The sequence below is a fragment of the Pedobacter sp. Leaf176 genome (genome assembly GCF_001424305.1).
In the GTDB taxonomy this organism is placed as follows: domain Bacteria; phylum Bacteroidota; class Bacteroidia; order Sphingobacteriales; family Sphingobacteriaceae; genus Pedobacter.
Window position 1 is genome coordinate 12,982 of the sequence record NZ_LMPD01000002.1, and the last position, 25,859, is coordinate 38,840.

Annotated in this window: 21 protein-coding genes; 1 reads left to right on the forward strand and 20 read right to left on the reverse strand. The window is 39.9% G+C overall.

Going from position 1 to position 25,859, the window contains the following annotated elements:
* Nucleotides 1–502: 502 nt before the first annotated feature.
* The gene (locus ASF92_RS21585) at nucleotides 503–751 is read left to right on the forward strand and encodes a helix-turn-helix transcriptional regulator (RefSeq protein ID WP_082489469.1); all 249 of its coding nucleotides are present in this window, start codon (nucleotides 503–505) and stop codon (nucleotides 749–751) included.
* 546 nt (nucleotides 752–1,297) lie between these two features.
* On the opposite strand, the gene ASF92_RS05650 is transcribed toward ASF92_RS21585, so the two are convergent.
* From ASF92_RS05650 to ASF92_RS05745, 20 genes are all read right to left on the reverse strand, one after another.
* Complete coding sequence (locus ASF92_RS05650) at nucleotides 1,298–4,693, reverse strand: DUF6443 domain-containing protein (RefSeq protein WP_056089244.1); 3,396 nt, start codon at nucleotides 4,691–4,693, stop codon at nucleotides 1,298–1,300.
* Nucleotides 4,694–4,699: 6 nt separating this feature from the next.
* Nucleotides 4,700–8,143, reverse strand: a complete 3,444-nt coding sequence (locus ASF92_RS05655; protein WP_157263738.1) for a hypothetical protein — start codon at nucleotides 8,141–8,143, stop codon at nucleotides 4,700–4,702.
* 766 nt (nucleotides 8,144–8,909) lie between these two features.
* Complete coding sequence (locus ASF92_RS05660; protein WP_056089250.1) at nucleotides 8,910–10,049, reverse strand: type II secretion system F family protein; 1,140 nt, start codon at nucleotides 10,047–10,049, stop codon at nucleotides 8,910–8,912.
* A 3-nt stretch (nucleotides 10,050–10,052) separates the two neighbouring features.
* Complete coding sequence (locus tag ASF92_RS05665) at nucleotides 10,053–10,526, reverse strand: hypothetical protein (protein WP_056089253.1); 474 nt, start codon at nucleotides 10,524–10,526, stop codon at nucleotides 10,053–10,055.
* On the reverse strand, nucleotides 10,510–10,875 hold the full coding sequence (locus ASF92_RS05670; protein ID WP_056089255.1) for a type II secretion system protein: 366 nt from the start codon (nucleotides 10,873–10,875) through the stop codon (nucleotides 10,510–10,512). The genes ASF92_RS05665 and ASF92_RS05670 overlap by 17 nt, the downstream gene beginning before the upstream one ends.
* Complete coding sequence (locus ASF92_RS05675) at nucleotides 10,863–12,095, reverse strand: hypothetical protein (protein WP_157263740.1); 1,233 nt, start codon at nucleotides 12,093–12,095, stop codon at nucleotides 10,863–10,865. Before ASF92_RS05675 ends, ASF92_RS05670 begins: the two co-directional genes overlap by 13 nt.
* A 6-nt stretch (nucleotides 12,096–12,101) precedes the next feature.
* Nucleotides 12,102–12,956, reverse strand: coding sequence for a hypothetical protein (locus ASF92_RS05680; RefSeq protein WP_056089260.1), 855 nt, complete (start codon nucleotides 12,954–12,956; stop codon nucleotides 12,102–12,104).
* Nucleotides 12,957–13,083: 127 nt separating this feature from the next.
* The gene (locus ASF92_RS05685; RefSeq protein ID WP_056089262.1) at nucleotides 13,084–13,920 is read right to left on the reverse strand and encodes a hypothetical protein; all 837 of its coding nucleotides are present in this window, start codon (nucleotides 13,918–13,920) and stop codon (nucleotides 13,084–13,086) included.
* A gap of 53 nt (nucleotides 13,921–13,973) precedes the next feature.
* Nucleotides 13,974–15,167: a hypothetical protein gene (locus tag ASF92_RS05690; protein ID WP_056089265.1), complete on the reverse strand. Its 1,194-nt coding sequence runs from the start codon at nucleotides 15,165–15,167 to the stop codon at nucleotides 13,974–13,976.
* 143 nt (nucleotides 15,168–15,310) lie between these two features.
* The gene (locus ASF92_RS05695) at nucleotides 15,311–16,243 is read right to left on the reverse strand and encodes a hypothetical protein (RefSeq protein WP_056089267.1); all 933 of its coding nucleotides are present in this window, start codon (nucleotides 16,241–16,243) and stop codon (nucleotides 15,311–15,313) included.
* Nucleotides 16,244–16,423: 180 nt separating this feature from the next.
* Nucleotides 16,424–17,107, reverse strand: coding sequence for a hypothetical protein (locus tag ASF92_RS21185; RefSeq protein ID WP_197413242.1), 684 nt, complete (start codon nucleotides 17,105–17,107; stop codon nucleotides 16,424–16,426).
* 5 nt (nucleotides 17,108–17,112) lie between these two features.
* The gene (locus tag ASF92_RS05705; RefSeq protein WP_056089273.1) at nucleotides 17,113–18,021 is read right to left on the reverse strand and encodes a hypothetical protein; all 909 of its coding nucleotides are present in this window, start codon (nucleotides 18,019–18,021) and stop codon (nucleotides 17,113–17,115) included.
* 4 nt (nucleotides 18,022–18,025) lie between these two features.
* The gene (locus ASF92_RS05710; protein ID WP_056089276.1) at nucleotides 18,026–19,180 is read right to left on the reverse strand and encodes a hypothetical protein; all 1,155 of its coding nucleotides are present in this window, start codon (nucleotides 19,178–19,180) and stop codon (nucleotides 18,026–18,028) included.
* Nucleotides 19,177–19,860: a hypothetical protein gene (locus ASF92_RS05715; RefSeq protein ID WP_056089278.1), complete on the reverse strand. Its 684-nt coding sequence runs from the start codon at nucleotides 19,858–19,860 to the stop codon at nucleotides 19,177–19,179. The genes ASF92_RS05710 and ASF92_RS05715 overlap by 4 nt, the downstream gene beginning before the upstream one ends.
* A 5-nt stretch (nucleotides 19,861–19,865) precedes the next feature.
* Nucleotides 19,866–20,807 carry a hypothetical protein gene (locus ASF92_RS05720; RefSeq protein WP_157263742.1) on the reverse strand — a complete coding sequence of 314 codons (942 nt, stop codon included), beginning with the start codon at nucleotides 20,805–20,807 and terminating at the stop codon, nucleotides 19,866–19,868.
* A gap of 2 nt (nucleotides 20,808–20,809) precedes the next feature.
* Nucleotides 20,810–21,763, reverse strand: a complete 954-nt coding sequence (locus ASF92_RS05725) for a hypothetical protein (RefSeq protein ID WP_157263744.1) — start codon at nucleotides 21,761–21,763, stop codon at nucleotides 20,810–20,812.
* A 6-nt stretch (nucleotides 21,764–21,769) separates the two neighbouring features.
* A complete protein-coding gene (locus ASF92_RS05730; protein WP_056089286.1) occupies nucleotides 21,770–22,411 on the reverse strand; it encodes a toxin-antitoxin system YwqK family antitoxin in 642 nt (213 codons plus the stop codon).
* A gap of 2 nt (nucleotides 22,412–22,413) precedes the next feature.
* Entirely contained in the window at nucleotides 22,414–22,914 is a 501-nt protein-coding gene (locus ASF92_RS05735; protein ID WP_056089288.1) for a hypothetical protein, read from the reverse strand.
* A gap of 1 nt (nucleotide 22,915) precedes the next feature.
* Nucleotides 22,916–23,854, reverse strand: a complete 939-nt coding sequence (locus ASF92_RS05740; protein WP_056089291.1) for a hypothetical protein — start codon at nucleotides 23,852–23,854, stop codon at nucleotides 22,916–22,918.
* A gap of 4 nt (nucleotides 23,855–23,858) precedes the next feature.
* Entirely contained in the window at nucleotides 23,859–24,707 is an 849-nt protein-coding gene (locus ASF92_RS05745) for a LytTR family DNA-binding domain-containing protein (protein ID WP_056089294.1), read from the reverse strand.
* Between the last annotated feature and the right edge of the window lie 1,152 nt (nucleotides 24,708–25,859).

Consider the following 25,859-nt stretch of genomic DNA (forward strand, 5'->3'; position numbering starts at 1 on the left):
ACAATCGTTCACCCGCTTAATTCAGCTAAAGCTGCCAAATAATCAAAAAAGAAAGAAATCTATTTGACGAACGATCGTTTTCGCATGACGATCGATCGTTTTCACGTGACGAACGAAAAATAGTGATTTATAAAAAACAACTTAAAGAATAAGTTGAGATGCTCATGTTAAAGCCATTTTTTTCTCAAGGAAACGTATGCCATCATTCCCGTTTAGGTATTCATTACAGATCTTCATCTTGAATTCCATATTATACCGGCTCTGCCATTTACTCTTGCATATTTTTTGAATATCTCTCCATATTGTTTACAATTAGGTAAACTTATTTCAGGACGAGACATTAGGCTTTGCCCAATTCTGGCGCGAGCGTCCCGCTTGTGACTAATTTTATCCGTTCAGATTACGCTCCGCTCAACTCGAATCACTTAAGACTACGGACAGATGGGCTAATTATGTAACTTAAATATTGGTCTTAGCGAGACGCTAAGACCAGGGGGGGCAGCTGAAATGGTCACAGGATGACCTTGCTAAAAAGATCGGCACATCTGCGCCAATTATCGGAAGATATGAACGCGGGGAGATTACCCCATCTATTGATGTGGCCGCCAAGATCGCAGATGCCCTGAGCGTTACCGTAGATTACCTGATCGGGCATTCCGATCATATCATCATGGATAAAGGCTTAGTCCGCAGAATGGAAGATATTGAAGCCCTGCCCAGCGAAGAAAAGGACAAGGTATATATTACCTGATCGATATGGCACTGGCCTATAACAAAACAAAAAAGCCTTTGCCCTTTAAATGCCTGCCATTGCAGTAAAACCCTAAGTTGCGCAGGGTTTTCTTCCTTCGGCCGAAGCGAAGGCAAGCAAGTTTTTCTAGACAGACCTGCCGAAGGCGGGATGTACGTACAAAAACACAACTTGCAGACACTAAACAATAATAGGCTGCATATACGTTTATGCAGCCTATTGACTAATTAGCAAACTTGGCCATGCCAATATGCCGTTTACCATTTTAATTATTTCCTCCTAATCCTTTGTATTCCACGAGTCACTAAGTAAAAAAATGCTCCCCAAGACATCCCATTCAAAATGAGGATCAGAAAGGACTGTTTTCCTGTTGTACCACCTTGATCATAATTAAATGGATAACGCATAAAAAAGCCAAGGACTTTAGTATATAAACTCGATTCCGAAGGACCAAATGAAAACATAAAAAAGCTAGAGGCAATTATCACAATTAAAAACAAAACCGTGAATGCTACTATAAATATTATTAGATACTTGAAATTCATATTAATTTTTTACCCCTTTATCCTTTAACCATTGAACGATTGTGTCAATTAATTTGTTTGCAGCAGCCCCTGGCCTTGCTGCATCAAAATGATGAGCATTATCACCACTCCCAACTGGACTTGGTGAACCTTGTAACCCTCCTTTGATAAAATCATAAACATCTTGCGGATTACTTAAAGCATCTCCTTTTAAATCATATCGCAAGATATTTTTAATATTCTTGTTACCGGAAAGTTCCTTGTATAAATCAGAATTGTCACCAATTGGGCTGCCAATCAATATAAGATTGTCAATTACCTGCCCAGAATTAGCTAATTTCAGTGCTACTTGAGCTTGTAATACACTGCCATAAGAATAACCAGCAAGATTAAACTGCTCTCCCTCCTTTAATGGACTCTTTTTTATATCTTCTTGGTAAGCAGCTACCGTTTTATTAATGGTTTCGTTTTGGACAGGCCTAGTTTCTCCAGTTGAACCAACAAATCTTCCTCCACCAACACTAGCCATAACATTTTCGTAACCAGAATTTCTATATTTTGCTGTAAAGGCAACATCTCCCGCTTTTCCATTAGACATATTAACCCTACGGAAATCATTTATGCCGTGACTATTAAATGAATTCCTCCACCTTTCGATATAATTCCATCCATCTTGGTCATTATTTGCTCCCCCAACAAAATAAACTCTTTTTCCATCAGGGTCAACAGCAACTGTTGGTCTGTTTAGAACATAAGTATACGGACTGTGCCTTTCATACTTCTCTGCTTCCTTATCCACCACATTCCACCTTCCAATAACCGGGTCATAAAACCTAGCGCCGTAATCATATTGTTCGCCTAACTCATCCTGTACTTCCTTGCCATTATACAAATATTTATTATCCGTATTTACAGGCGAAACTGACCTTCTTTTACCAAAAGCATAATAGTCATCCGACTGTAGCCTTCTTACTCCTCCGCCATAAATATCGAAAGTATAACGCACATTTCCTAGATGGTCACTTAAATTATATCTGTATGTATAAGTACCGCCATTGTTCTGCGCCAACCCTTCCTCGGTATGGATAACATCAATCGTATTGCCATTATATTCTATTCCGTTAATGTAATTTCGGATGCTGCCATTACTGTTTTTAGCCAGTTTTTTTCCAGTTGCATCATAAGTATAACTTAAACTTGTTCCGGGCTTATTTGCTGTTACCGGCAGGTTTAGGTAATTGTAGGTTAAACTCATACCGTTTCTACCATCGGTCGTTGCGTTGCCATTTGCATCGTAACCATAGGTATTGGTAACCATTTCTGCATAATGCAACTGGTTGCCAAAGTAATGGTAAAAGTTCGCAGTCCCTCCATCTCGGGCAAGGGTTTTAATGTTACCCATTTCATCGTAGGTAAGTACTTCACTCATACTGCTGCTCACCCCGCTTTTCAACCGGTTCAGCTTATCATAATTATAGGTATAAACATTTGGAAAACTATTTGCGCTGCCCCAGTGCTGGTTCGCGATATTACCATTCCACTGTGGGATGCTGCCATCCTGGTAGTTCAGCTGAATACTAAACTCATTGCTTGTGCTGCTTTTCAGCCAGCCACGTTCATTATAGGCAAAGCCGGTATTTTGCATATCGTTGTGCAACTTCTTGGTTTTCAGCTGCCCGATTTCGTTGTATTCCAGGTGGCTTAAGGTAACTTCGTTCTGGCCGTTGATGCTTTCAAAGGTAGCCAGTTTCCGGCCGGTATGGTCATATTCATAACGGGTGGCAATGGTCGTGCTCGCGCCATTTGCGCCATGCACCCTGGTGCTGCTGGTCAGCTCGCCCGAAAAACTGTAAGAGTTGGTGGTAACATCCGTTCCATTCAACTGATGCTCCGATTTGCTCTGTAATACGCGACCCTCCTCATCATAATAGTTTACCGTGAGCAGCATGGTACCAGTACCCAACGTGGTTATCTTACTGCCCGTGAGCAAGCCTTTGGTCCGGTTGCCTGAAACCTGCCCTGCACCAACGGGTGCACCGAAACTGTTGCCCGGAAAACTGTAATCATCATAATAGCTGATGCTGTGGTAATAGGCAATCGTCTGCGGAAAGGCATTGTTGCTGTAATCGCCGCCTTGTGGCCGCACTTCCCAGTAACTGCCATGGCTGTTCACCGCCGCCTGTAAAGCTGAACGGGCAGTGCCATCTTGGTATAAACCTGTAATTACAGTCCTGCCCAGCGCATCGTATTTGGTAAACAGCCATTGGCCATTGTTCTTCTGTACCTCATCACGGGTAAGCACCACCCGGTCAAGCGGGTTATAAACCAGCTCCTCCCAACCTTTTCCGGGAAGCTTTTTTTCAATTAACCTATTTCTGCCATCATAATGGTAGGCATAAATGAATGCATTGAATGCCACATCCCCTTCATTGAAACTGCTCAGCGCAGCCTGACCATTGTCGTTTACTGCCGGTGGCAGCACATACCTTAAATTACCCAAATCATCGTAAACATAATAAGTACTTAAGCTTTTACTCGCTGTTTCCCAAACCCGCTTTAAAACGATTCTTCCTTCAATGTCTTTATATTCATCTGTCGTACCGGCCAGGCCATCCCCTGTGGTCCAGTTCTCATCTTTTGAAGTGGCTTTGTAAAGTTTCCCCGCTAGATAATTGCCATTTGAATAAGCACCGGTAGCACTTACAGTCCAGAGCTTTACTTCGCTTTGATTGGTGCCATAGTCCAGCTTTACGGTATGGCCATTTGAGATTTGCCAGGCATCTCCGGGAGCGCCTTGTTGTTCCATCCTGTTTAAAGGAGAAGCTTCGAAAACTGTTTCTGCAAAAGGGCTTGCTGTATTGGTGATGCCGCTTGATGCCGGCTGGCTATTATAAAAAGTATTTTGTCCGCCGCTCAGCGCATTGGTGCGATATAGGCCGTTGTTGCCTCCTTCTGAATAAGGCAGGTATTTAAATTTCTCCCGCCCAAAATTATCATAAGCCACAGGCTGGATGATGTCATTTCCCGAAGGACTGGCCTGTACGTTTACCGTTTGCAAAGGCCTGCCCAGTCCATCGATATATTGTATCACCTGGTTTACCTCGCAGACACTTCTGCCATTGTTAACATTCGACGCATTTACACCAGCTACCTTAAAAACCGTACTGAGAACATAGTTCTGGTTGGCGCTCGGTGTAAATGTAGCCGCAAAACAATTCGCATAACTCGCGCCAGTATATATCCTTAAATTACTGCCTGCCGGGGCATAAAAACCGTCTGTTAGCGTCACACTGCCCGAAGCCTTGATTTCACTTTGTCCGCTGTAGGTATTTAAAGTAATGTGCTGCTGCGCATTGACACTTATTAATGCGCATACCGAGGCAATAAGTAAAGTTGTTTTTACTAAGATCTTTTTCATGAGGCGTTAGTTCTTATAGTGGTAGTTATTGCTTTTAACAATGTTCTGGTTCTGATCTTTTACATATTGTAATCTGCCAAAAGCATCATACTCATAATAAGTCGTCATGCCTTTTGCATCCGTCTGAGAAGTCATCCCAACCAATGGCTTATAGGTGTAACTGGTGATAAAAGCGTTCGGCAGGTTTGCTTTAAGTGGCGCTAAGAAAGCATCAACCGCGGCCTTGTCCGGATTCAGCTGGTTACCAAAATTTTCAATGGCACTTACCCCTAAAATACCTTCTATAGTTGCATAATCGGCGTTCTTTATCTCGGCAACAGGATAATGTTTGTTATAGCTGTAAAGATATGATCTGTGGGGAAATGCATTGGCGCTTAGTTGAAGAACGTTACCTTTATCATCATATCTAAAAATGTTGGTCTTATGAACATATCGACTATCTTTAAGAAAACTGGCCGGATTGGAAACGGAAGGCAATGTTCCATTAGGTGCATTTGAGAACTTAAAATCTGGTAAATTGATTTTTTTATCTGTTTCCAGACTATATAGATTATCTATCAAACCCTTTCCACCTAATTTATATTCTACAATTTCACCAGAAAGGATACTGAATTGATTTTCAGCATTAATTTCATAGGAAACACGCTCTATTGGTAGAGTAACTAAATTATTAGCCTTCATATCGTCGATAAAATTTCCTACAGAAGGATAATCATGTGCATACGTGAATATCTTTCCCGAACTATTTCCATTGCTTGATGTTGAAACCGTACGACTTAACTGAGCATGAATCGGATTATCATAATAATTTAATGTAGAGTTAAGGATTGGTGAAGAGCAGTTTTCGAAAAGTTCTTCCGTATTATTTTGAAGATATACCCAAGATGAGATCAACTTGAATGATTGTATAATAAATCTGGCGGGATAAACTCTTGAACCTCCCGCACTATTTAATACATATTCAGGTCTGTCAACGATAATATTTAAACCTAATGCATGATATTCATTCGGTTTAATTGGTAGTGTATAGTGTGCCCCACTTTCCTGATAGTTTTGATAAATATCTGGTGGTGTATAATTAAAATTATAATTGTTGGTTAGTCTCTTAATTAAACAGTAGCTTCCGGGTATTTTTTTAAATGTTTCTGATTTCAAAAGATAACCACTCATCCATTCATAACTTGTGGGCGGTGTAAATGGATAACCATTATAGGGCTTTAAGTCATAAGCAAAAGAATATGTATTGTTTGTGTACCCATTGTTATCAGGGCCTTCAGTATATTTTTGCACTTCTGTATATATTGTATTGTTAAATTGTAAGCCGGTTAAAGGCAGTTTACTCTTGGATGTTTGCAAATAATAGCTACATGTGGTCTCATCAAGCAATGATGTATTATCTGAATTGATTGTATAGCTGTGTTTATTATAGATGTAACGGTATAGCGGTTTATTAAAAACCTTACCACTTGAATATGCAGCGTTAGCACTCTGATTATAGGTGTATCTGCTTATATGAGCAGGTTGAATGGATAAAGCATCATAATCTTTTATAGTTTTAATCCGCAAACCACCCGCGTTTACGTTCATAACTACAGGATTTGCACCTACGGTTTCTGTCCAAAAAATCCTGAAATTTCCCTCCTCAAAGTTCCCGGACTGGTAAAGATCTATTGCATAGTTACCCGGAGATAGAGTAATATATTCTGGTGTTGATCCTGTGCCTGAAAATGCACGGCTATACTGATTATTTCCGTTATGTAATAAAACCGAAAACTGAGGATCGTATGTTCCATCAGTACAATTATAAGTTACATAAATACTGTTGGGATTAACATTCAATGGAATTGTAAAATTAACTGTGCGCGAAACCGGTTGTGGCGAGTATTCTTCAAAATATATACCACTTCCATTCTGTACTGTCGAAGTTCCTGTTGCCACGGTATCCAGATATTGGTTCAATTCATGTTCAAAAACAGTTGTTCCACCTGTAGGATAGGTAATTTTTTCCAATATACCTTTTCTAGTATTTTCCAAAGAGGGGCTTTTATCACCTCCAATTGTAAATCCAAATTCTTGGTCAGCAGGAAAAGTTGAACCGGTTCCATTGTAATAGCCCCAATGATCTGACTGGGTCGAAAATCGATTAGGAAAACCAGCATTACCCCCAAAATAATCAAAGCTATAATCACCTTTAGGCTGCTCTTTTATTTTTTTTAGCTGTAACCTAACACTTAATGGATCTATCTGTGTATTACAATCATAGCTATCGAGGCCAAAATATCCATGAATAAGCTCTATGGTATTAGACACTCCATTTATGTAAACCTCTAACTGTTTCAAGGCATAGGTACCAGGCATGTCTAGACGTTGGCAATCTGAATAAACAAATTTAATCCGATGTCCTTTATTTGAGGTTATTTCATTGATAAACTTTCCGGTGATCTGTGTAGTGGTTTCAGTTCGGGACTCACCCTCAATACCTACACAATTCTGTTGTCCGGGCAAAGTCCTATATCTGGTATAAGATGGAACATTAGCATAAGAATAGTTTTGAGTTATATATGAAATGTTTATTACTTCATTAAGTGGCGTGGTAATATTAGTAAGATGATAGCTAACCGAAAGGCTTGAAGTTGATCCTGACCCCATTTCCTGATGATTAGAATAATTTGTTGAAGAAGTATATATATTCTCCGGTTCTTCATAAAGATAAACCACACCCTTTTCATCCTTTATTCTATACCCAGTAGAGGTCTTTTCGATTAACAATCCATTATGTGGCATAGGGCGGGCAGTTCCATTCTGGGTAAAAAAAAACTTGCCAGCCCGATCAAACATTGAATAATAAAAAATATCAGGTTGAAGATCTGATTTTTGCCCTTGTGATGTACTAGCTCCATGATTTATTGGATTGCCCATCAAGGACATCATTTGGGTGTAATCTGCATTTTCTTCATAAACACCAGTACCTGTTAAGATCTTTTGTGGATTCATTTCCCTGTTTTGTGGAAATGTACCATACGGGGAGTTTACACCAAAATCCGGGAGATCGTAAACGGTACTGGATATCGTCCCACCTGCCTCTAATGCCCAACCAAGACCTATATTCCCAGATTGTTCTTCAACTTTAAGTCCAGAAGAATGATATTTAAGTGTTATTGGAAAGGAACAGTTCTTAAATTCAATTGAATAAAGTGGGACGGTAATATTTGGAATACCGGTATTTTCACTTACCGGAACTTCTAAAAATTTAAAAAGAGAAGAGGCCTGGGGGGTAGGTGGGATAGATACCAATTTACTTTGCGGAGTATTTTGTCCAAAGATCTTCAAGCAATTACCAAAAACAAGTAATAGAATTATCCACTTACTTATTTCCAACTTATTGTGTCTGTAAAAATCTTGCTTATAAATACCCATTAAAAAAGCGACTAATGTAAATCTAAGTTTCATACCATTATTTGATCTAGTTTAATTTTTTCTTGCGGATTCTAATGCGTCAACTGTTTCAGTGTTTTTTATTCTCCTCAATCAGATAAAGCTCAAGCTCTTCTATGTTTTAAGTAATACCTTATTTGTATAGCCCTAAAATGTAATGCTAATTAATTCTACCTCTTTAGTTGATTACATCTCCTACAAGAGTCAAGTTGTTTCATATAGGTTTTCAACTCAGTTAATTCAGGTCAATACATAATTCACCCTGCACCAATTTTAATATACCCCTGGACAGGAAAGACAAGTATGCTGTGCTTGCCAATAAAACCTTTGAACAAGAGAATGGGTATTATTTTCTATACTTTTATTCGAATGTATTTGGAAAGCCAGTATTTAAAGAATCTATTTGACGAACGATCGATATCGCTTGACGAACGATCGTTTTCGCGTGATGAACGAAATTTGCCTTTTTAAAAAAACGATAAAAGCAATTGATTTCCAACAAGAAAAAGGGGCGGTATCAAAAAGATTTACACGGTTTCGACGGGCTAATCACATTTGGAAAAGTCGTCATCCGAACCCGTTTTATCGGGTTAATCGGGAATACTTATGCTATTGCGGAGCGCTTTAAGATTCCTTGCGGTAGGCAGCGCTAAATCCGATGGCCATCAGAAACGGAAAAAGAAATAAATTTGACCTCAACTGCTAGATTTTACATTTGATACAACGTCTTTCTACGCACTTACTCCATTAAAAAAAGAAGGAATAGCTGAACCTCAGCCCATCAAATCGTATTGCTCATCTGGAACATTGGCAGGTACATCGCAATCAGTATAAGCCCGACAGCAAGCCCTAAAAAGATGATGATTAATGGCTCTAATAAGCCACTTATCGCATTGGTTTTATATTCCACCTCTTCGGTATACTGTGAGGAAAGTTGCTCAAAGAAATATTCCAGTTTGTTTACTTCTTCCGCTATTTTTATCATCTGTATAAATTTCAGTGGATAGAAATCGTCTTTAGCCAACGTTGAAGACAAACTGCTCCCGGTTAGGATATCCTTTTCCGCCCGGATGAGGGATTGCTCTATCGGGTAAAAAGTAATCATCTGCTTGACCATGCCTAACGCTTGTAAGAGCGGTGTATTGGTTCCTGTTAACAGGCGCATGGTATTTGCGAACCGGGCCAGGTAAATCTTTTTGACGATATCCCCAACCAGCGGAATGCGCAATAAGAGCAAGGCACTATATTTCTTAAACCAGGCTTCTTTCCGGGAGAAAAAATAAAGGCCAACCAATCCAAAAAGAATAAACAGCAGCAGGTAAATGTAACGGTCGAACCAGTTCGAAAAACTAACAATGAGCGAAGTAATGTAAGGGAGTTTACCGCCGAAACGTTTAAATACGTCGGCAAACATCGGTACCACAAACTTTATCATAAAAAATATGGCTGCAAAAGAGGTACTTAAAACCAGCGCCGGATAGGTAATGGCGCCGACAATCTTCCTTCGCTGGCTAATTTTGCTTTTAAAATATTTTGCAAGCTCTTCGAGCACCTCGCCTAACCTGCCTGTTTCTTCCCCGATTCGGACACTATAAAATTCATAACGGCTGAACTTATCATTTTTCTCCAGCGTTTCCGAAAATGATTTCCCGGCGACGACTTCTTTTTGAATAGCAGCGAAAAGCGCGATGTCTTTGGCTTTGGTGTAAGAACTCGAAGTAAGCTCTAAAGACGTTTTAATATCTATACCGGAGCGTATTAAAGTGCCAAGCTCATTGTAAAAGGCTTCCTTTTTTTTATCCGGTAACTGCCCGTCACCGAAGGAAACATCCCTATTCAGCATATCGAACAGCCCCGGCCCGGCCACTGTTTCAGGAACCGTCTTTTTCTTATTGAAGTTTGAAATGTCTACGGAGGCCATAATTTAATGAAAAAGGTTTTCTGCACTGTATTTTTTTTCTACGCGAATCTTAGCAACGGCTGCTTTATCTAAAAGAATTTCCAAGTCCATTCTGTCAACCGTATCTTTTTGTTCCAGGATTTCGCCTTCGAAAAAGAACTGCAGCCCCGAATAGCTTATCTTGAAAGTGTCGGTGTGTAATTCGGGCAGTTCCCGCAAGATGGCTTTTTCACGAAAAGTATATAGAATGGTACTGCTGTCCTGCTGCATCATTAATCCAGAATCCGTAGAAAGCACGAGCTTACTTTTTAAAAAATCCTTTTCCAATACGTGCCTTAAGGATAAGGCTGCATCTGCGGTTTCATTTTTAAGCTGGAAAGTACGGTAATAGCTGCCGATGATCCCATAGGCTGAATAGCAAATGGAGATGCAAATTGCGGAAAGCAGCATCGCTATCGTTACTTCCATCAGGGTATAGGCCTTAATTTTTTTCCTCATTTTCTTTTTCGCGGTACAATATTTTTAGGCTGCCTAATAATTCTGCCCGGCGGAAGGCTTTTATTTCAAGCCTGGATAGGCCTGGATGAGCAGTTTCCTGCCGGGAAAAATTATAAATTACACTGTCTACCAACAATACTTCTTTTTCTATGTAGCCCTTCGCTTCCACCTCCTTTGCCAGTACATTTAATTCATTTTGCACACTTAGCTTTTTAAGAGATACACCGCCCGAAAGCACATTATTGAAAAGGCCGATGGCTAAAGCAAATAGCACCATAATGATAACCATGGCGATAAGTACCTCTATGAGCGTTGAAGCTTCCAGCTTGCCTTTCTTTAATTCAGCCATTTTAATATTTTATTTTTTCCGGCGTTTTCTTTAAAAATCCCGGAGGAGAGGTAATATTTACTCCTGGCTTTTCGGTTAAAATCTACATCCACCAAAAAGTTTTCGTACAAAGTTTGCGGGGTTTGCATTAAAAAGCGGTTGCAGGCTATTTTTCCATTTACTTTCAGCCCTTTTTCCATTTTAACAAGGCCTGTGGCATATATTTCACCGTTAACCCTGGTATCCTTTCCTAATGATATAGTGGTTTGCAGTCCCGAACGCTTGGCCTCATAGCTGAATAGTACACCATTAAAATCCAATCGGTCGCCGCAGCTTATTTTTACTTCATCGCCCGAACTTTGGGTCCGAATCACGCCTAAGCAGGATGGGTAATTAAATGTAGTACCCTTGCCAACAACAATAGAATCCCTGGCAAAAAGCTGGCAAGCACCCTTGAAGCCATCATCGACCCTGATAAAAGGGGCATAAACCTGTATGCCGTCCAAATTAGCCTCCGCGCTAATAACCAAGGTGGTGTCCGAATAAAGGGCGACATTTCCTGAAAGCGACTGTCTAATAACCGCACCTGGTTTTAGCCTGTACACTTTAACGGAATCAAAAAAAGAGCCGGAGACGTCTTCCCGCCCCAGCCAGGGCATGCCTTGCAGCTCTTTGTCTAAGCCTGAAGAAAGCCTTTTTAACATTGGCTCATCCAGTGCCGGCAAAGTTCTTTTACTTTCCTTTATAGCGCCATATACCAGTTTAGTTCCTGAATAAGGTCTTCCTTCTACATAAGATTGCTTAACCCCTGATTTGGGCAAAACTGCGTCTCCTGTAATCCTGGTATCGCCACTCACGGAAAGTGGGCGGTCTTCATCACTCAGGTAAACTGAAGTCAATTCAGACTCATCAGATTTACCAATGAGAAAAGCCCTTTTTAAGGTATCTCCTGAAATAAAAGATTTCACAAGCGAATAGTCATAAATTCCCCAGTTTGCTTTTTCCAATGCCACGCTATCTGCATTTTCTTCAAACAGGTCAAAAAGTTTTCTACCGGAAAAATCATCCCCGAAAAGCACAAGGCTAATACCCGAATCTAAATTGAGCAGCAAACGGTTAAAGCGGAGTTCCTTTAAGTAAGCACTTCGGTAATGCGCCGCAAGCATGATTAATGAGGCAGATAGTACCGCGATAAAAAATGCCATAACAATAGAAAAATACAAGGCTCCTGCTTTCAGCATTATAGGTTAGGGTTTATTTATTTTTGCTTTCAGTGCTTCGATTTCCTTGCTCTGGACAATTAAATAGAGGGTTAATTCTTCAATTTTTTTCAGAAGCAGCTTATTCATCTCACCCAGTTCAATACCATTAGCTTCAGCTTCCTTTGATGATGGCATATCCGGCAAATGTTTATTTATTTTGATATAAGCATCCAGTTCATTCAATCCTAAAATCTTATAATCCTGGCCGAAGACATAATCCGGCCAGTTAGCCGCTTCCACTTTAATTTCATGTGCGCGGATCTTACCGTTTACCGAGAGTTTTTCTGCTGGTGTATTAGTACCAATTCCAACATTTCCTCCATTAAAAAAACTGGCGCCATTCGTGTTTAGAAAAATGCGTTGCTGCCCGCTATGACTAACCGCGAAACCATGTTGAATGGCTCCATCATTTGTCATCCATTCCAAAACACCATCTACAGAAGAATAAAGTTTTTTATCTTGTGAGTTATGTTCAAATCCAATTCCCCCTTTTACAGTAAGCTTTTGGTCTGGTATTTCAGTACCAATTCCCACATTTCCTCCTGTAAAAAAACTCATTCCATTTGTATTCAAAAAAACCCTATTAAACCCTTGATGGCTTACGGCGAAACCATGCTGCCCAGCGCCATCATGGGTCATCCATTCTAATACACCATCTATAGGAGCATATAGTTTTTTATCTTGTGAGTTATATTCAAATCCGATTCCTCCTTTCACAGTGAGTTTTTGGTTAGGCACATCGGTGCCAATACCTACATTACCCGATGCCGGAAATGCATTTTGTGCATTTGCAGAATAACCCAATAATGTTACGAGTGATATTAAAATAGTTTGTTTCATTTCTATTTTTTAATTAACTGTTTTACCATTTTCTTTAATACAGCCAACTCCTTTTCGGTCTTCTCAATTTTTTTTTGATTTTCAATATTCATTGCTGATTCCGATCTCAGTGCCTTATCTTTTTCAATTAAATGAAGCGTAAGCTCTTCCTGGTTCTTAAGTAACTTTTTAACCACATCACCCAGTTCAATACCATTGGCTTCAGCATCTTTAGCCGAAGGCATATCCGGCAAAAAATCTTATAATCCTGCTCAAAGACATAATCCGGCCAGTTCGCCATTTCCACTTTAATTTCATGCGCACGGATTTTGCCGTTAACGGAGAGTTTTTCTGTTGGTGTACCAGTACCAATTCCAACATTGCCATTCGCATTGCCTAAAGTTCTGAAAGAAAATCCATTTGTAGCATCTATGAATAATTGGGCATAGTTTGCGGCGTCACCACTTCTCGAAGTCTGAAATCTGATTTTATTCTCATCGGCAACATTACTGATTTGCTCAAAATAAACGCCGATACCATCGTGGCCGGAATACATGTAGTTACTATTTATTCCCCATTTTATATTGCCATTTACCTGTAGCCTTTCTGTCGGATTTGTGGTCCCAATGCCCAGGTTACCATTACCACTTATTCTCAACTTTTCTGTTTGTCCTGTTATGTGAGAACCTTGGGTAAAAAATTGTAATGCATAGCTATTACTGCCAGCATTTTCAGTAAAGGTCCTCAAAGAAGTACCGAAGTTTTTATATGGGCCAAAACCTAATGAGTGATCTATCATTGTAACGGATTCATTAGTCTCATTAGCTAAATTCTTTACCAGGATATGTCCATCGCGAACGTCCAGGGAGGCTAATGGACTCTGCGTCCCTATCCCTACGTTTCCATTGGCAGGAAAAGTATTGGTTTGAGCCTGAATGAAAATTGGAAAGAACAATCCTGATAAGATTAAAAATTTGTTTTTCATATACTTTTGATTACATTACTTTTTGCCTTTCAAATAATTAGCCGTAATGAGGTTTAACGCTTTAATGCTTTCTCCACTTCAGCCAGACGTTTAAATATGATCGTCTCTATCAAAGCAGATTTTTGTTGTGCTTCTGTCAATTGAATCACTTTTTTTTGGGTTTCAACCAGGGCCTTATCTTTTTCTATCAAATGCAGCGTCAGCTCCTCTACCTTTTTTAGCAAGAGCTTATTCATTTCACCCAGTTCAATTCCATTTAACTCAGCTTCCTTCGCCGAAGGCATATCCGGCAAATGTTTATTTACTCTGATATAAGCATCCAGCTCCTGTAATCCTAAAATCTTATAATCCTGGTCAAAGACATAATCAGGCCAGTTCACGGTTTCTACTTTTATTTCTTTAGCTCTAACATTTCCGTTCACGGCAAGCTTTTCAGTGGGATTAGTTGTTCCAATGCCGATATTTCCTCCCTGAGCATTTAACAATAGATTTTGTGCACCTACACCGGGTTTAATAGCCTGTATAGACCCGGAATTAAATGCATCCAGGTAACTGAAATAAACGAACTGGTCTGCCGCTGTGCTTTTGATTTTCAGGGCTCCTTTTTCATCCCCATAGCTAGACAATCTCATAATTTCCAATGCTCCGGTTGGGTTAAATGAACCAATACCTACATTACCATTGTCCATTAAAGTAAACCGGTTGGCACAAAGTCCCCCATTCTCACAACTTAGGTCGCTATAAGCCCAGAACTGGAGGCTGTTCCCGTAGTTGCCACCCATGTTATACACCCTCCAGGTGCTCGACGCTGTATTTGCTGTTTTGAAAGGATTTTTCAACTCCAGAACCCCACCTATTGCGTTGTTAACCGAACTGATTATAGCGCCGTTAACCATCGCCGGTCCGTTGATGTTGAGCTTGTAAGGATTGGTTGTTGTTCCAATTCCGATGTTGCCGTTTGGAGAGAAAGACATAAATGGGTTGCCGAGGCTGCTGCCTATAAAGCCGTAATTCATCGTACTTTTACCATTAAGCACCGACCCCGATACGCCAAAACTTATAAACGGGATCGAAAGGTCTTCATTGGTAAAGGAATAGCCCCTGGAGTAGCCTCCCGTGTATCCTGGAATATTGATCTTTGAAGTTATGCCATGAGCTGGGTTATCCAGCCCAATAAGGATATTAGAATCCTGGGCAAAGAGAGTACATGCTTTCGATAAAAGCAGCATGATGAAAATTTTTTTCATATTTATAATATTTATCCTTCGTTCGTTCGAACCCTGCTTAAAGCCGACTGAGCATCTTAATTTCCTATCTTTAAACCATCCTGACTGCCCTACCCAAAGACTTATTAATAATTCAATTTAAAAAAACACATGTGGGGGCGATCTTATTTCTTTCCTGCCTCAAGCGCTTCCAATCTTTGCAGCACTTTTTTTATTTGAGTATCTTTCTCTATTAAATGCAGCGTCAGCTCCTCTACCTTTTTCAGCGAGAGCTTATTCATTCCACCCAGCTCAATTCCATTTAACTCAGCCTCCTTCGCCGAAGGCATATCCGGCAAATGCTTATTCACTTTTATATAAGCATCCAGTTCCTGCAATCCTAAAATCTTATAATCCTGCTCAAAGACATAATCCGGCCAATTAGCCATTTCTACTTTAATTTCATGCGCGCGGATTTTACCGTTTACCGAGAGTTTTTCGGTTGGGTTATCAGTGCCGATGCCTACATTTCCGCCAGCCGAAAGTGTCATCGCATTAATTTTTGTTGAATTGATAACCGTAAAAAAATTAAGGAATCCAGCGACCTGTCCTACGGCACCGCTAAGCAACTTGGCCTCAATTCCCCCAATCTGTTCCTGGACGCTGTTATTTATTACATTTTTAAATACCATGCCGGGACCTTCTCCACCACCCAAATGATCTCTGGAGATGACGAGCTGACCACCATTGGTGTTTCCATTTACCTGAAGTGAGCCGGTCGGATTAACGGTATTAACACCAACCTTTCCATCTGTTTCTAATAAAATCCTCGACCAGGATTGCGCAGCACTATTATTTGTTTTCCTGAAATATAAGTTTTGGTCGAAGAAACTTCCTGAAAATTGCATTGCATAATTAACGACGGTATTCGAATGCCTTACATCCAGCAGGTGCCACCAGGCCGTGGCACCAAAAGGATAATTTACCGGACTGTTTGTTTCAAAAAAACCTGAAGTAGCGCCAGCATTCCCCTGTAATCCGGCATCGCTTCTCGATTGGGTTTGCCCATAACTTAAAGCCGGAAATGCGATTAAGAGTACTAGAATTTTTTTTCTCATAATTTTGTTAGTTTCTTTTCAATAAGGAATAGTCTCTTAAATACACTATTCATATCTGATTCCAGTTGCCCTGCTTTCTTTATGCTTTTTTTCAAGGCTTTATCCTTTTCAATCAGGTGTAGCGTAAGCTCTTCAATCTTTTTCTGCTGTAGTTTTATCATATCGCCAACGGAAATCCCCTCACTTTAAAATCTTATAATCCTGCTCAAAGACATAATCCGGCCAGTTCGCCATTTCCACTTTAATTTCATGCGCACGGATTTTGCCGTTAACGGAGAGTTTTTCGGTAGGATTAAATGTTCCTATTCCTACTTTGCCCATCACTGCAAAACTGTTTACAAAATGGTGTTCTGTCATATTGGCCTCAAAATCCTGGATGTTGGATAAAACTGATGTATTCACCGGTACATTATTAACACTAAAGTTCACAGAAGCCATAGCTTCACCGGTAGATTGCACCCAGCCTGTAAACTGATAACCTGCATTGTGAAAAGCAGCTCTGTAAGGAACCTCTAAAGCCAGATAGGTTTTACCATTGTATGTACAGGTTTTGAGTTTCCAGCTGCCAAAGTCATCTTCTGTCGCTAGCGCAGCTGAAGTCGAAAAATTCGATGAAGAAGAGCTGATTTTTGCAACATTAATCCGATTGTACGCGCCATTCTTGCCCCGTAAAGCGGTAATTGTTCCAACTGCATAATTAAATGCTGAAGCGTTACATTCATGAAGTAAAATCAGATTTTTGGCATAATCGCCGACTCCATTATCTCCTATAAAAATGGTTTTGTAATCGTTAGCGATTGTCGTCACTTGTGCAAAAGCTAAACATGGAAATATAAAGCATAGAACAAATAGTATTTTTTTCATCAACGTTATTTTTTTTCTGTTAATTTTTGAAGTATGCTTTTAATTGCTTTTAATTCTTCCTGTTGTGTTGTGAATTGTTTATCCTGCTCAATTAAGTGCAGCGTAAGTTCTTCCACTTTCTTTAGCAGCAACTTATTCATTTCACCCAATGGAATTCCATTCGCTTCCGCCTCCTTCGCCGAAGGCATATCTGGCAAATGCTTATTCACTTTGATATAAGCATCCAATTCCTGTAATCCTAAAATCTTATAATCCTGCTCAAAGACATAATCCGGCCAGTTTGCCATTTCCACTTTAACTTCCTGAGCACGGATTTTACCGTTTACGGAGAGTTTTTCTGACGGCGTGGCCGTGCCAATGCCTACATTGCCATTTGCATTACCAGTAGTTATGAAAGAAAATCCATTTGTGGCGTCTACAAATAATTGGGCGTAGTTTGCCGCGTCACCACTTCTAGAAGCCTGAAATCTGATTTTATTCTGACTGGCTACATTGCTGATTTGTTCAAAATACACGCCGGTTAAATCCTGTCCGGAATACATATAATTGTTAACCCCTCCCCATTTTATATTGCCGTTTACCTGGAACTTTTCTGATGGATGGGTGATACCAACACCCACGTATCCGTTATCCCATATCGAGAATAAGGGCGAAATATTGTTATCTGTCCAGTTGTAGATATGAAAGCCACTTTCATTGACCTGGTTGGCACCGGAACTGAGTGCCCAGTTTTTTCCCAATGAATTGTTAATGAAAAGTTTGGTTGTATTGGCATTCACATAACCACTTCCGATTTGTAATGATCTTGACGCCACATTCCCCCTCGAGCTAACGGTTTCTAAAGTTTCTTGTCCGTAAATATTATGGACAAATAAAAATGAAATCACTAGATAAATGGATAATTGTTTTCTCATCAGATTATTTCTTTTTTTTTGTTTTCAGAATCAATTGCTTTAATTGCAAAAATTCCTTCTGCATAGCTGATATTTTATTTCCTTGTAGCACATTGACTTCAGTCTCCTTTACGATTTGTTTATCCTTCTCAATTAAGTGCAGCGTGAGTTCCTCTATCTTTTTCTGTTGCAACTTCACCAACTCGCCCAGTGCTATACCATTCGCTTCCGCCTCCTTTGCCGAAGGCATTTCTGGCAAATGTTTATTCGCTTTGATATAAGCATCAAGCTCATTCAATCCTAAAATCTTATAATCATGCTCAAAGACATAATCAGGCCAGTTTGCCATTTCTACCTTAATTTCATGCGCACGGATTTTGCCTTTTACGGAGAGTTTTTCAGGTGTACTCTCGGTTCCAATAGAAACGTTTCCATTTCTATCCATTACCAACAACTGCACGTTACTTCCTTCAAAGCTACCCGCATGTCCTCCGAATGAATTGTCCATTCCGGCAATCTTAAACTTTCCGTTTGAATTGATACCCAATTTATAGCTCGCCACACCAGGCATATGGAAAGATTGCACTGGTGTTGATGATTTTAACTCTAATAATTCCTGGGGGGCGGTAGTGCCTATGCCCACTTTGCCGCCATTCAGATAACTGTCACCATTTATGCTCAAGTAGACACGTTGTTGCCCCTGGTGGCTTATAGCAAAGCCAGGTTTGTATGCAGCTTCATGTGTCATCCATTCCAGCGTCCCATCAATAGGAGAATACAATTTTTTATCTGATGAATTGTGTTCAAAACCTATACCACCCATAACTGTAAGTTTTTGATTAGGTGTATCTGTACCAATACCAACCTTTCCACCAGTTTCCAGTAGAACTTTCGACCATGACTGGGTAGGACTATTGACTGTTTTCCTGAAATATAAGTTCTGATCGTAAAAGCTACCGGCAAACTGCATTGCGAAATTATTTTCCGGATATGAATGCCTTACATCCAGTAGATGCCACCAGGAAAAGGCTCCCGCAGGATAGTTTACAGGACTGTTTGTCTCAAAAAAACCTGAAGTAGCACCGGCATTTCCTTGAATACCTGCATCATTTCTAGTTTGAGTCTGCCCATAGCTTAAAGCTGGAAAAATAACTAAGAACATTAAAAATCTTTTTTTCATCTTTTAGTTAGTTTCTTTTCAATAATGGATAGTCTTTTAAATACAGTATTTATGTTAGATTCCAGTTGCTCTGCTTTCTTTATGCTTTTTTTCAAGGCTTTATCCTTTTCTATCAAATGCAGTGTAAGCTCCTCTACTTTCTTAAGCAACAACTTATTCATCTCGCCCAGTGCTATACCATTCGCTTCCGCCTCCTTCGTTGAAGGCATATCAGGCAAATGTTTATTTACTTTGATATAAGCATCCAGTTCCTGCAATCCTAAAATCTTATAATCCTGGTCAAAGACATAATCAGGCCAGTTGGTCATCTCAACTTTGACCTCATGCGCACGGATTTTGCCATTTACGGAGAGTTTTTCTGCGGGTGTTGTGATACCGATGCCCACATTACCATTAGACAAAAAGGACATAAAAACTTTATGATAATCCTGGCCAATCCAGCCGTAATCCATCGTTGATATACCATTGTTTATCGTACCCATTACACCTAACCCCAGGAAGTTAGAACTATTATCCTGATTAACTATATAATAACCCCTGGCCCAAAGGCCATTTCCGTTGGGAAAATTCGCTTTAATGCGAACGCCCAAAATTGGATCATTTAATCCTGTCAAGATATCTTGCCCCTTTGCTGTTAAAGCAAACGCAACTGCTAAGAGTGAAAATGTTATTATTTTCATATTATTTATTGAATTCTCCGCTTAAGTCCGTTAATTTCAAGTTGCTGTCGCTTTAGTGCAGCCTGGCTCTCCGCCAATAATTTGTGTTGTTCAATAATATATAAGGTTAATTCTTCCAGTTTTTTCTGTTGAAGCTTAATCATCTCGCCCAACGCGATGCCATTACTTTCAGTTTCTTTCGCCGAAGGCATTTCTGGCAAATGTTTATTCGCTTTGATATAAGCATCCAGTTCATCTAATCCTAAAATCTTATAATCCTGGTCAAAGACATAATCCGGCCAGTTGGCCATTTCTACTTTAATTTCATGCGCACGGATTTTTCCGTTTACCGAGAGTTTTTCAGTAGGTATATTGGTACCAACACCTACATTACCGTTTGAAGAATTGATCACGAAAAGATCGGTCGGATTAGCATCTGAATTATAGGGATATTTTGTAATTTTAAATGCATCTTCATTAACACCATTCCAGCCAAAAGAAAGAACAGCAGCTTCCGCACCGCTATGCCCTAATCTAAGTGATCCACCTGCCGGATTATTTAAACTAAAAATATGCAGCCCATTAAGTGGCGAAACAGTGCCAACACCAACGTTACCATTATATAGCCAAGTCATGGCATGCCGGTCTGGAATGTTTGTTTGATTGCTCGCCCCGTTTACATATAACTCTAGTTTAGAACCCCATACGCTCGGGCCACCATGACCAATACGGAATTCAGCTGCCTCCGGATAAGAATAATTAGCTGTCCCGCTTCTGCTCATCCTAAATACAGACTGGCTAGGTGAAACGACATTCCCGGGTTTACTGTCTTCGGCAACATTAATCTGTAGAAGTGAATTAGGACCCGTAGTTCCAATACCTACATTACCCGTTGCAGGGAATGTATTTTGTGCACTTGCAGCATAACCCAATAACATTACGAGTGAGATTAAAATAGTTTGTTTCATTTTTACTTTTTCATTAACTGGTTGATTACCATTTCTTTTAATTCAGCTAATTGCTTTTCGGTCTTCCCAATTCTTTTCTGATTTTGAATATTCATAGCTGACTCAGCTTTTAGTAATTTATCCTTATCTATCAAATGCAATGTAAGTTCCTCTACTTTTTTAAGCAATTGTTTATTCATCTCGCCCAGTGCGATACCATTAGATTCAACCTCTTTCGCCGAAGGCATATCAGGCAAATGTTTATACAGTTTGATATAAGCATCCAGTTCATCTAATCCTAAAATCTTGTAATCCTGGTCAAAGACATAGTCAGGCCAGTTCGCGGTTTCTACCTTAACCTCTTGCGCACGGATTTTACCTTTTACGGAGAGTCTTTCAGTAGGCGCCGTTGTTCCTATGCCCACATTCCCCCCGGCAGCCAAGGTCATAACCATATTAATTCCAGTTTCATCGCGGAAATATAAATTGCCATCCGCTATGTGCGACATAATTCTCCAGTTGCGATTGAATCCCGAAATCCGGAAAATATTTTTAACATCTAATGGGTCTAAAGGATTGGTTGTCCCGATACCGACATTCCCATTAGCCAGAACAGTTAACCGTGATTGGTATTGACTCCCGTTATAATTACCAATACTTAGCCTTCCGGCATAAGAAGATGGTCCCGTTGGAAAATAAATTGTATGCTCATAGGAGTAGCCGCCCATATCCATACCCAAACCGGCCCATCCATTAGGGTCTTCGCTAAGCCCGTACACCTGTAGTCTGGGTGATCCCGAAAAGCCACCCCCAATCACAATTGCCGGCGCGGAAGATTCCTTTTGAACTTGCAACCGAACCGTTGGCGCATTGGTTCCTAGCCCTACATTTCCCGAAGCCGGAAAAGTATTGGTCTGGGCAGATGCGCTATACACGGCTGCAAAAATTAGAACTAGAGAGAATTTAGTCCGCTTCATAAATAATTAATTTGAGGTTTTAACTTTCCTTTTTTCCGTTTGGCCTGCCGTTTTATCTTTTTTCGAGCCGAAGAATTTCCTTAGCAGTATATGCTCTCTTTTGTTTTTGGAGGCTTGCAAAACATTGTGCCTGTAATACTGTACCGTTGTGCTATCTGCGCCGAGGTAAGTTATGAGCTTACCGTTAAGTTTTCCCTCCTTATAATTGCCCTGTTCTGCTATTTTACCATCTAAATCATATTTATAATATTTTCCGTTCAATTGCCCCGATAGGTACTCCATTGAACTGATCAAGGTACCTTTATCTGTCCAGGCTTTCCAGTTCCCCTGCTTTAGACCTTGCTTAAAAATTCCCTGCTCTTTTAATCCTTTCCCTTCATAGAAATCGCTGTATAATCCATGCAGTAATTTTCCGCTAAAGCCACCCTGGGTGGTATTGATGTGGTTATTGCTGTACCAATAATATTTTCTGTCCAACAGCATGCTACCTATAAATTTTTCAGACGGAAGTGTGAAAAAAGTAACCTTATGATCAGGATAATTTACGGTGTGCCGATAATCACCTGTATCAAAAAAATCTTTTGCCGACTGCGCCTTAATTGTGCCCGCAGCAAGGCAGAAAAAACCTAAAACCAAACACTTCAACATGGCTATTTTATTAAAATATATTTAGTGGCCTGCTGATAGCTGACCTTTACGGAATCTCCTGCAAAACGGATAAGCTTAAGCCCTTCGGCACTTTGTCCTTCAGAGAGCATGGCCTCTTTTCCATTGATGTACATGATGGCTACCTTTTGCTTACTCATTGGATTATTGATATATCCTGAATACTTTATTAATGACCAGTTCACAGCAGGTTTTATGCTTACCGGCATAGCTGGAACGATACCTGAATAGGCCCTGATTTCCTGGCTAACCTTCTCCTCGGGAATTGCCTCCTCAACCGAAAAAGGATCCCGATAAGGAGTTGCCCTATCAAAAGTATCGCTGATGTGATCGGTCAGGTTAAAATAATCCACCTTCTTATTTTTACCAGTGAGAACCGGAAAATCTTCTTCCGTATTAAGCCCGGAATATATTTTAGAAAAAATAATTCCCCATACGCCTGCCACACAGACAATTAATAGATAGATCATTTTCTTATTTTTCATTTTACTGGAGGGTAAAAGAGAAAAAACTGCTAAAAGCGCCTTTGTTGCCCGCCTTATCTATGGCCCTAACCCGCCACACGATACGCTCATTTGCATCGCCTGCATCGAAATTTGAGCTGGTGCTCATGCTAAGCAATGGATATCCTGCAAAAAGGGTGAGCGAATCACTTTTAAATACCGAAACTTCATATTTTTCGGCGTCCGTAAGTGCATTCCATTGCAATTTAACCGGCTTTGCTACAAATTGCTTATTTGCAGGAACAGTCAATATGACTTTATCAGGTGGGTTGTTGTCAAAAATCAGGTGGCGTACTTCCGACCATTTGGACAACTGGCTATCATTTTCAGCCCTTGCCCTGAATTCATATTGACCTTGCTTTTTCAACGTGTTGGTGAAACTCAATTGCTCTGTCAATGTATTCAGCACCAGTTTTGTTGAATCAGTGAAACCATTGGTATCTATCTGCAGGCGGTAGCGGGAAGCACCAAAGAGTTTAAGCCACTCATAACGAATTGTGGCATCCGAGCTCACAAAAGTATTTCCGGGCGCTGTTAGCTGGAGGCTTTGCCCGTTTAAGCTGGATGGGTTAATTATCAAACTTCTTAGAAAATAGTCGGTATGGCTGCTACCGTTTTCCCCCCGAACACGCCATTGGTATTTCCCCGGTTCTAAAGTGTAGCTGAACTTATCTGTATAGATGAGTGTATCAAGCACCAGTGCCGCCACACTATCGAAACGGCCGGAGACAACCTGCAGACGGTAAGCAAACGCATCTTCATTTCCTTCCCACCAAAAACTCTGCTTATAGACGTTGCTTTCCAGCTTATCCGCCGGGGCAAGCAGTGAAATTCTTCTGCCCTCCAGGGAGGGTTCAAAAAATTCTTTACATCCGGTTAAAGCTAAAAGCAGAAATAATGCAGCTAAAATATTGATTTTCATAATGCTATATGCCTATGCAGGTTTCCAGTATTCCTTTTTCTATAGCTGCCAGTATAACAAGGCAAAAGAAACTTAAAGACAGCGCAATCTTTGGTGGTCGTAACAGCTGTATGGTTTGTTTGTCCTTTTTAATCATGCTTCTATTTTTTTTTTCTAAAAACGCTTTCTTGTAAGCATTTCCAATAATTATTCTGGCTTTATCCATTCCATGGAGTGTGATTGTGTTGCCTTCTATGGAAACAATTTTATCATCGTTTATGATAAAGGACTTATGAACCCTGCTGAATTCCGATTCAGGTAAGCTGTCTTCCATCTCTTTCATGGTATTATAGCAGGTATAACTGATTCCTTCTTCCATGTGCAGGATAACATAGTTCTGGAGTGCTTCAATGTATAGAAGCTTATCGCACTTGATACGGATTTCCTTAAGACCTTTTGAATCGGCTTTGATAAAAAACGAATCCTTTATCTTATGCCGTAAAGGTAATTTCATACCTCTTGCAAGTTCAGCCAGGTGATTGTACTTATTGATACTCATGATGAATCTTTCATAGGGCAAAGGTTTTAGCAAGTAATCTAGAGCATAGTTTTCGAAAGCATCGAAAGCCTTTAAAGCGCTATTTGACACAATAATAATTGATGCAAACTGCCTGATGCGTGCAAGCCAGGGTTCATAGCTTTTAAGCAAGGCATCGTCCAGAAAAATCATTTCAGGTTTAATTGAAAATATCGGGCTGAAACTTTCAGGAGCGTTAAACGTAAATCCCTTTAATTTCGTAAGTGGATAACTGTCAATGTAATCGCATAACAATTCCACAGTGGAGATTTCTCCAATAACATAGCACTCAATCATAAAGCGGTTCTTTTCTGTTAAAAACGAATAAGTAAGTGAGTCAAATAATATTCAACATGGAAATGCGGAATGCATCGGAGAAAAGGCACTTTTTGGCCGGATATCTTTCTGAGCGTCATAGATTAATTTGTTTAGAGATGCCTAGTTTAATTATAACTTTCACAATACAATATTTTTTTACACAAGACGCCTATTTCACTTGATGAATGTGTCTTATTATGACATTTAAAAATTAAGTACTATCACTATATCTCATGCTATATATAAATACGTTTACAAGCCTAAAGCTGGAAAGAAAACATTAAATGGCAAAATCTATTTGACGAACGATCGATTTGGGCTGACAAACGATCGTTTTCACGTGACGAACGATCTTTTTTCAAAAAAAAATTGTCTGAATCATTGTGGTAAAATAAAAAAATCAAAAAATAGACGCGAATAATAAGGGATAAGCAAATATGGGAATCCAAGCAACCTGGAAACAACATTAGCCCTATTTTGACTTTAAAAAAGATTGTTATTTTAACTTCATCACGAGCAAACAAAAGCATAAAAAAGTCCTTATTTAGTCCATTTTTAGCAGGCCTACATTATTTCACCAATAAGGAAAATTATGGCATGAGGATAAACATCAGCAAACTACCTGATTAGAAATCCTTAGGCTTTAAAGGCAATATTTTGAAAGCCGGTACTTAGCGCATCGGTGAGCAGATCTTTGCTGATTTGAACGAGCTTAAAAAGTGTCCAGCCTTGCTTTCCTCATTTGTTTGGCAGGAAATAGCAAGGGGTACAAAAGCGCTAACACCGATTGATCAATTTCATTGAGCTTCAGGCAAATTTAACGCTGCCGAGCACCATAGGTGGCGAATATTTTCTTGCCCGCTCTGAAATACGGTTTTTCAAGGCGCGCCTGTTCATTAACATTGGGGAATGAAAGTGCAATTCGTTGAAACGTTTCAAAACTTATCATGAAGGAGAAAGCTACAAACTATTTTCAAACCGCAAATAGGATCCTTGCCTATTTCCGGATGAGGTAAATGCCTATCTTGTTCGACTCTCCTTCGAGTCTTCTTCGGAAAAACGGCCTTTAAAGCACCGTTTCTGCAACAAACCCCGAACAACTCCCGAACAAACCTACATTTAACCGGACAA

What these genes read in the sequence shown, in the direction of transcription:
- ASF92_RS05675 (WP_157263740.1), bottom strand. Translation starts at nt 12,095, where the DNA reads ATGCTGAAAGCAGGAGCCTTGTATTTTTCTATTGTTATGGCATTTTTT.
- ASF92_RS05740 (WP_056089291.1), bottom strand. Translation starts at nt 23,854, where the DNA reads ATGAAAATCAATATTTTAGCTGCATTATTTCTGCTTTTAGCTTTAACC.
- ASF92_RS05680 (WP_056089260.1), bottom strand. Translation starts at nt 12,956, where the DNA reads ATGAAACAAACTATTTTAATATCACTCGTAACATTATTGGGTTATTCT.
- ASF92_RS05650 (WP_056089244.1), bottom strand. Translation starts at nt 4,693, where the DNA reads ATGAAAAAGATCTTAGTAAAAACAACTTTACTTATTGCCTCGGTATGC.
- ASF92_RS21185 (WP_197413242.1), bottom strand. Translation starts at nt 17,107, where the DNA reads ATGAAAAAAATACTATTTGTTCTATGCTTTATATTTCCATGTTTAGCT.
- ASF92_RS05745 (WP_056089294.1), bottom strand. Translation starts at nt 24,707, where the DNA reads ATGATTGAGTGCTATGTTATTGGAGAAATCTCCACTGTGGAATTGTTA.
- ASF92_RS05655 (WP_157263738.1), bottom strand. Translation starts at nt 8,143, where the DNA reads ATGAAACTTAGATTTACATTAGTCGCTTTTTTAATGGGTATTTATAAG.
- ASF92_RS05685 (WP_056089262.1), bottom strand. Translation starts at nt 13,920, where the DNA reads ATGAAAAACAAATTTTTAATCTTATCAGGATTGTTCTTTCCAATTTTC.
- ASF92_RS05710 (WP_056089276.1), bottom strand. Translation starts at nt 19,180, where the DNA reads ATGAAAAAAAGATTTTTAATGTTCTTAGTTATTTTTCCAGCTTTAAGC.
- ASF92_RS05715 (WP_056089278.1), bottom strand. Translation starts at nt 19,860, where the DNA reads ATGAAAATAATAACATTTTCACTCTTAGCAGTTGCGTTTGCTTTAACA.
- ASF92_RS05725 (WP_157263744.1), bottom strand. Translation starts at nt 21,763, where the DNA reads ATGAAGCGGACTAAATTCTCTCTAGTTCTAATTTTTGCAGCCGTGTAT.
- ASF92_RS05695 (WP_056089267.1), bottom strand. Translation starts at nt 16,243, where the DNA reads ATGAGAAAAAAAATTCTAGTACTCTTAATCGCATTTCCGGCTTTAAGT.
- ASF92_RS05720 (WP_157263742.1), bottom strand. Translation starts at nt 20,807, where the DNA reads ATGAAACAAACTATTTTAATCTCACTCGTAATGTTATTGGGTTATGCT.
- ASF92_RS05670 (WP_056089255.1), bottom strand. Translation starts at nt 10,875, where the DNA reads ATGGCTGAATTAAAGAAAGGCAAGCTGGAAGCTTCAACGCTCATAGAG.
- ASF92_RS05730 (WP_056089286.1), bottom strand. Translation starts at nt 22,411, where the DNA reads ATGTTGAAGTGTTTGGTTTTAGGTTTTTTCTGCCTTGCTGCGGGCACA.
- ASF92_RS05705 (WP_056089273.1), bottom strand. Translation starts at nt 18,021, where the DNA reads ATGAGAAAACAATTATCCATTTATCTAGTGATTTCATTTTTATTTGTC.
- ASF92_RS05690 (WP_056089265.1), bottom strand. Translation starts at nt 15,167, where the DNA reads ATGAAAAAAATTTTCATCATGCTGCTTTTATCGAAAGCATGTACTCTC.
- ASF92_RS05660 (WP_056089250.1), bottom strand. Translation starts at nt 10,049, where the DNA reads ATGGCCTCCGTAGACATTTCAAACTTCAATAAGAAAAAGACGGTTCCT.
- ASF92_RS05665 (WP_056089253.1), bottom strand. Translation starts at nt 10,526, where the DNA reads ATGAGGAAAAAAATTAAGGCCTATACCCTGATGGAAGTAACGATAGCG.
- ASF92_RS05735 (WP_056089288.1), bottom strand. Translation starts at nt 22,914, where the DNA reads ATGAAAAATAAGAAAATGATCTATCTATTAATTGTCTGTGTGGCAGGC.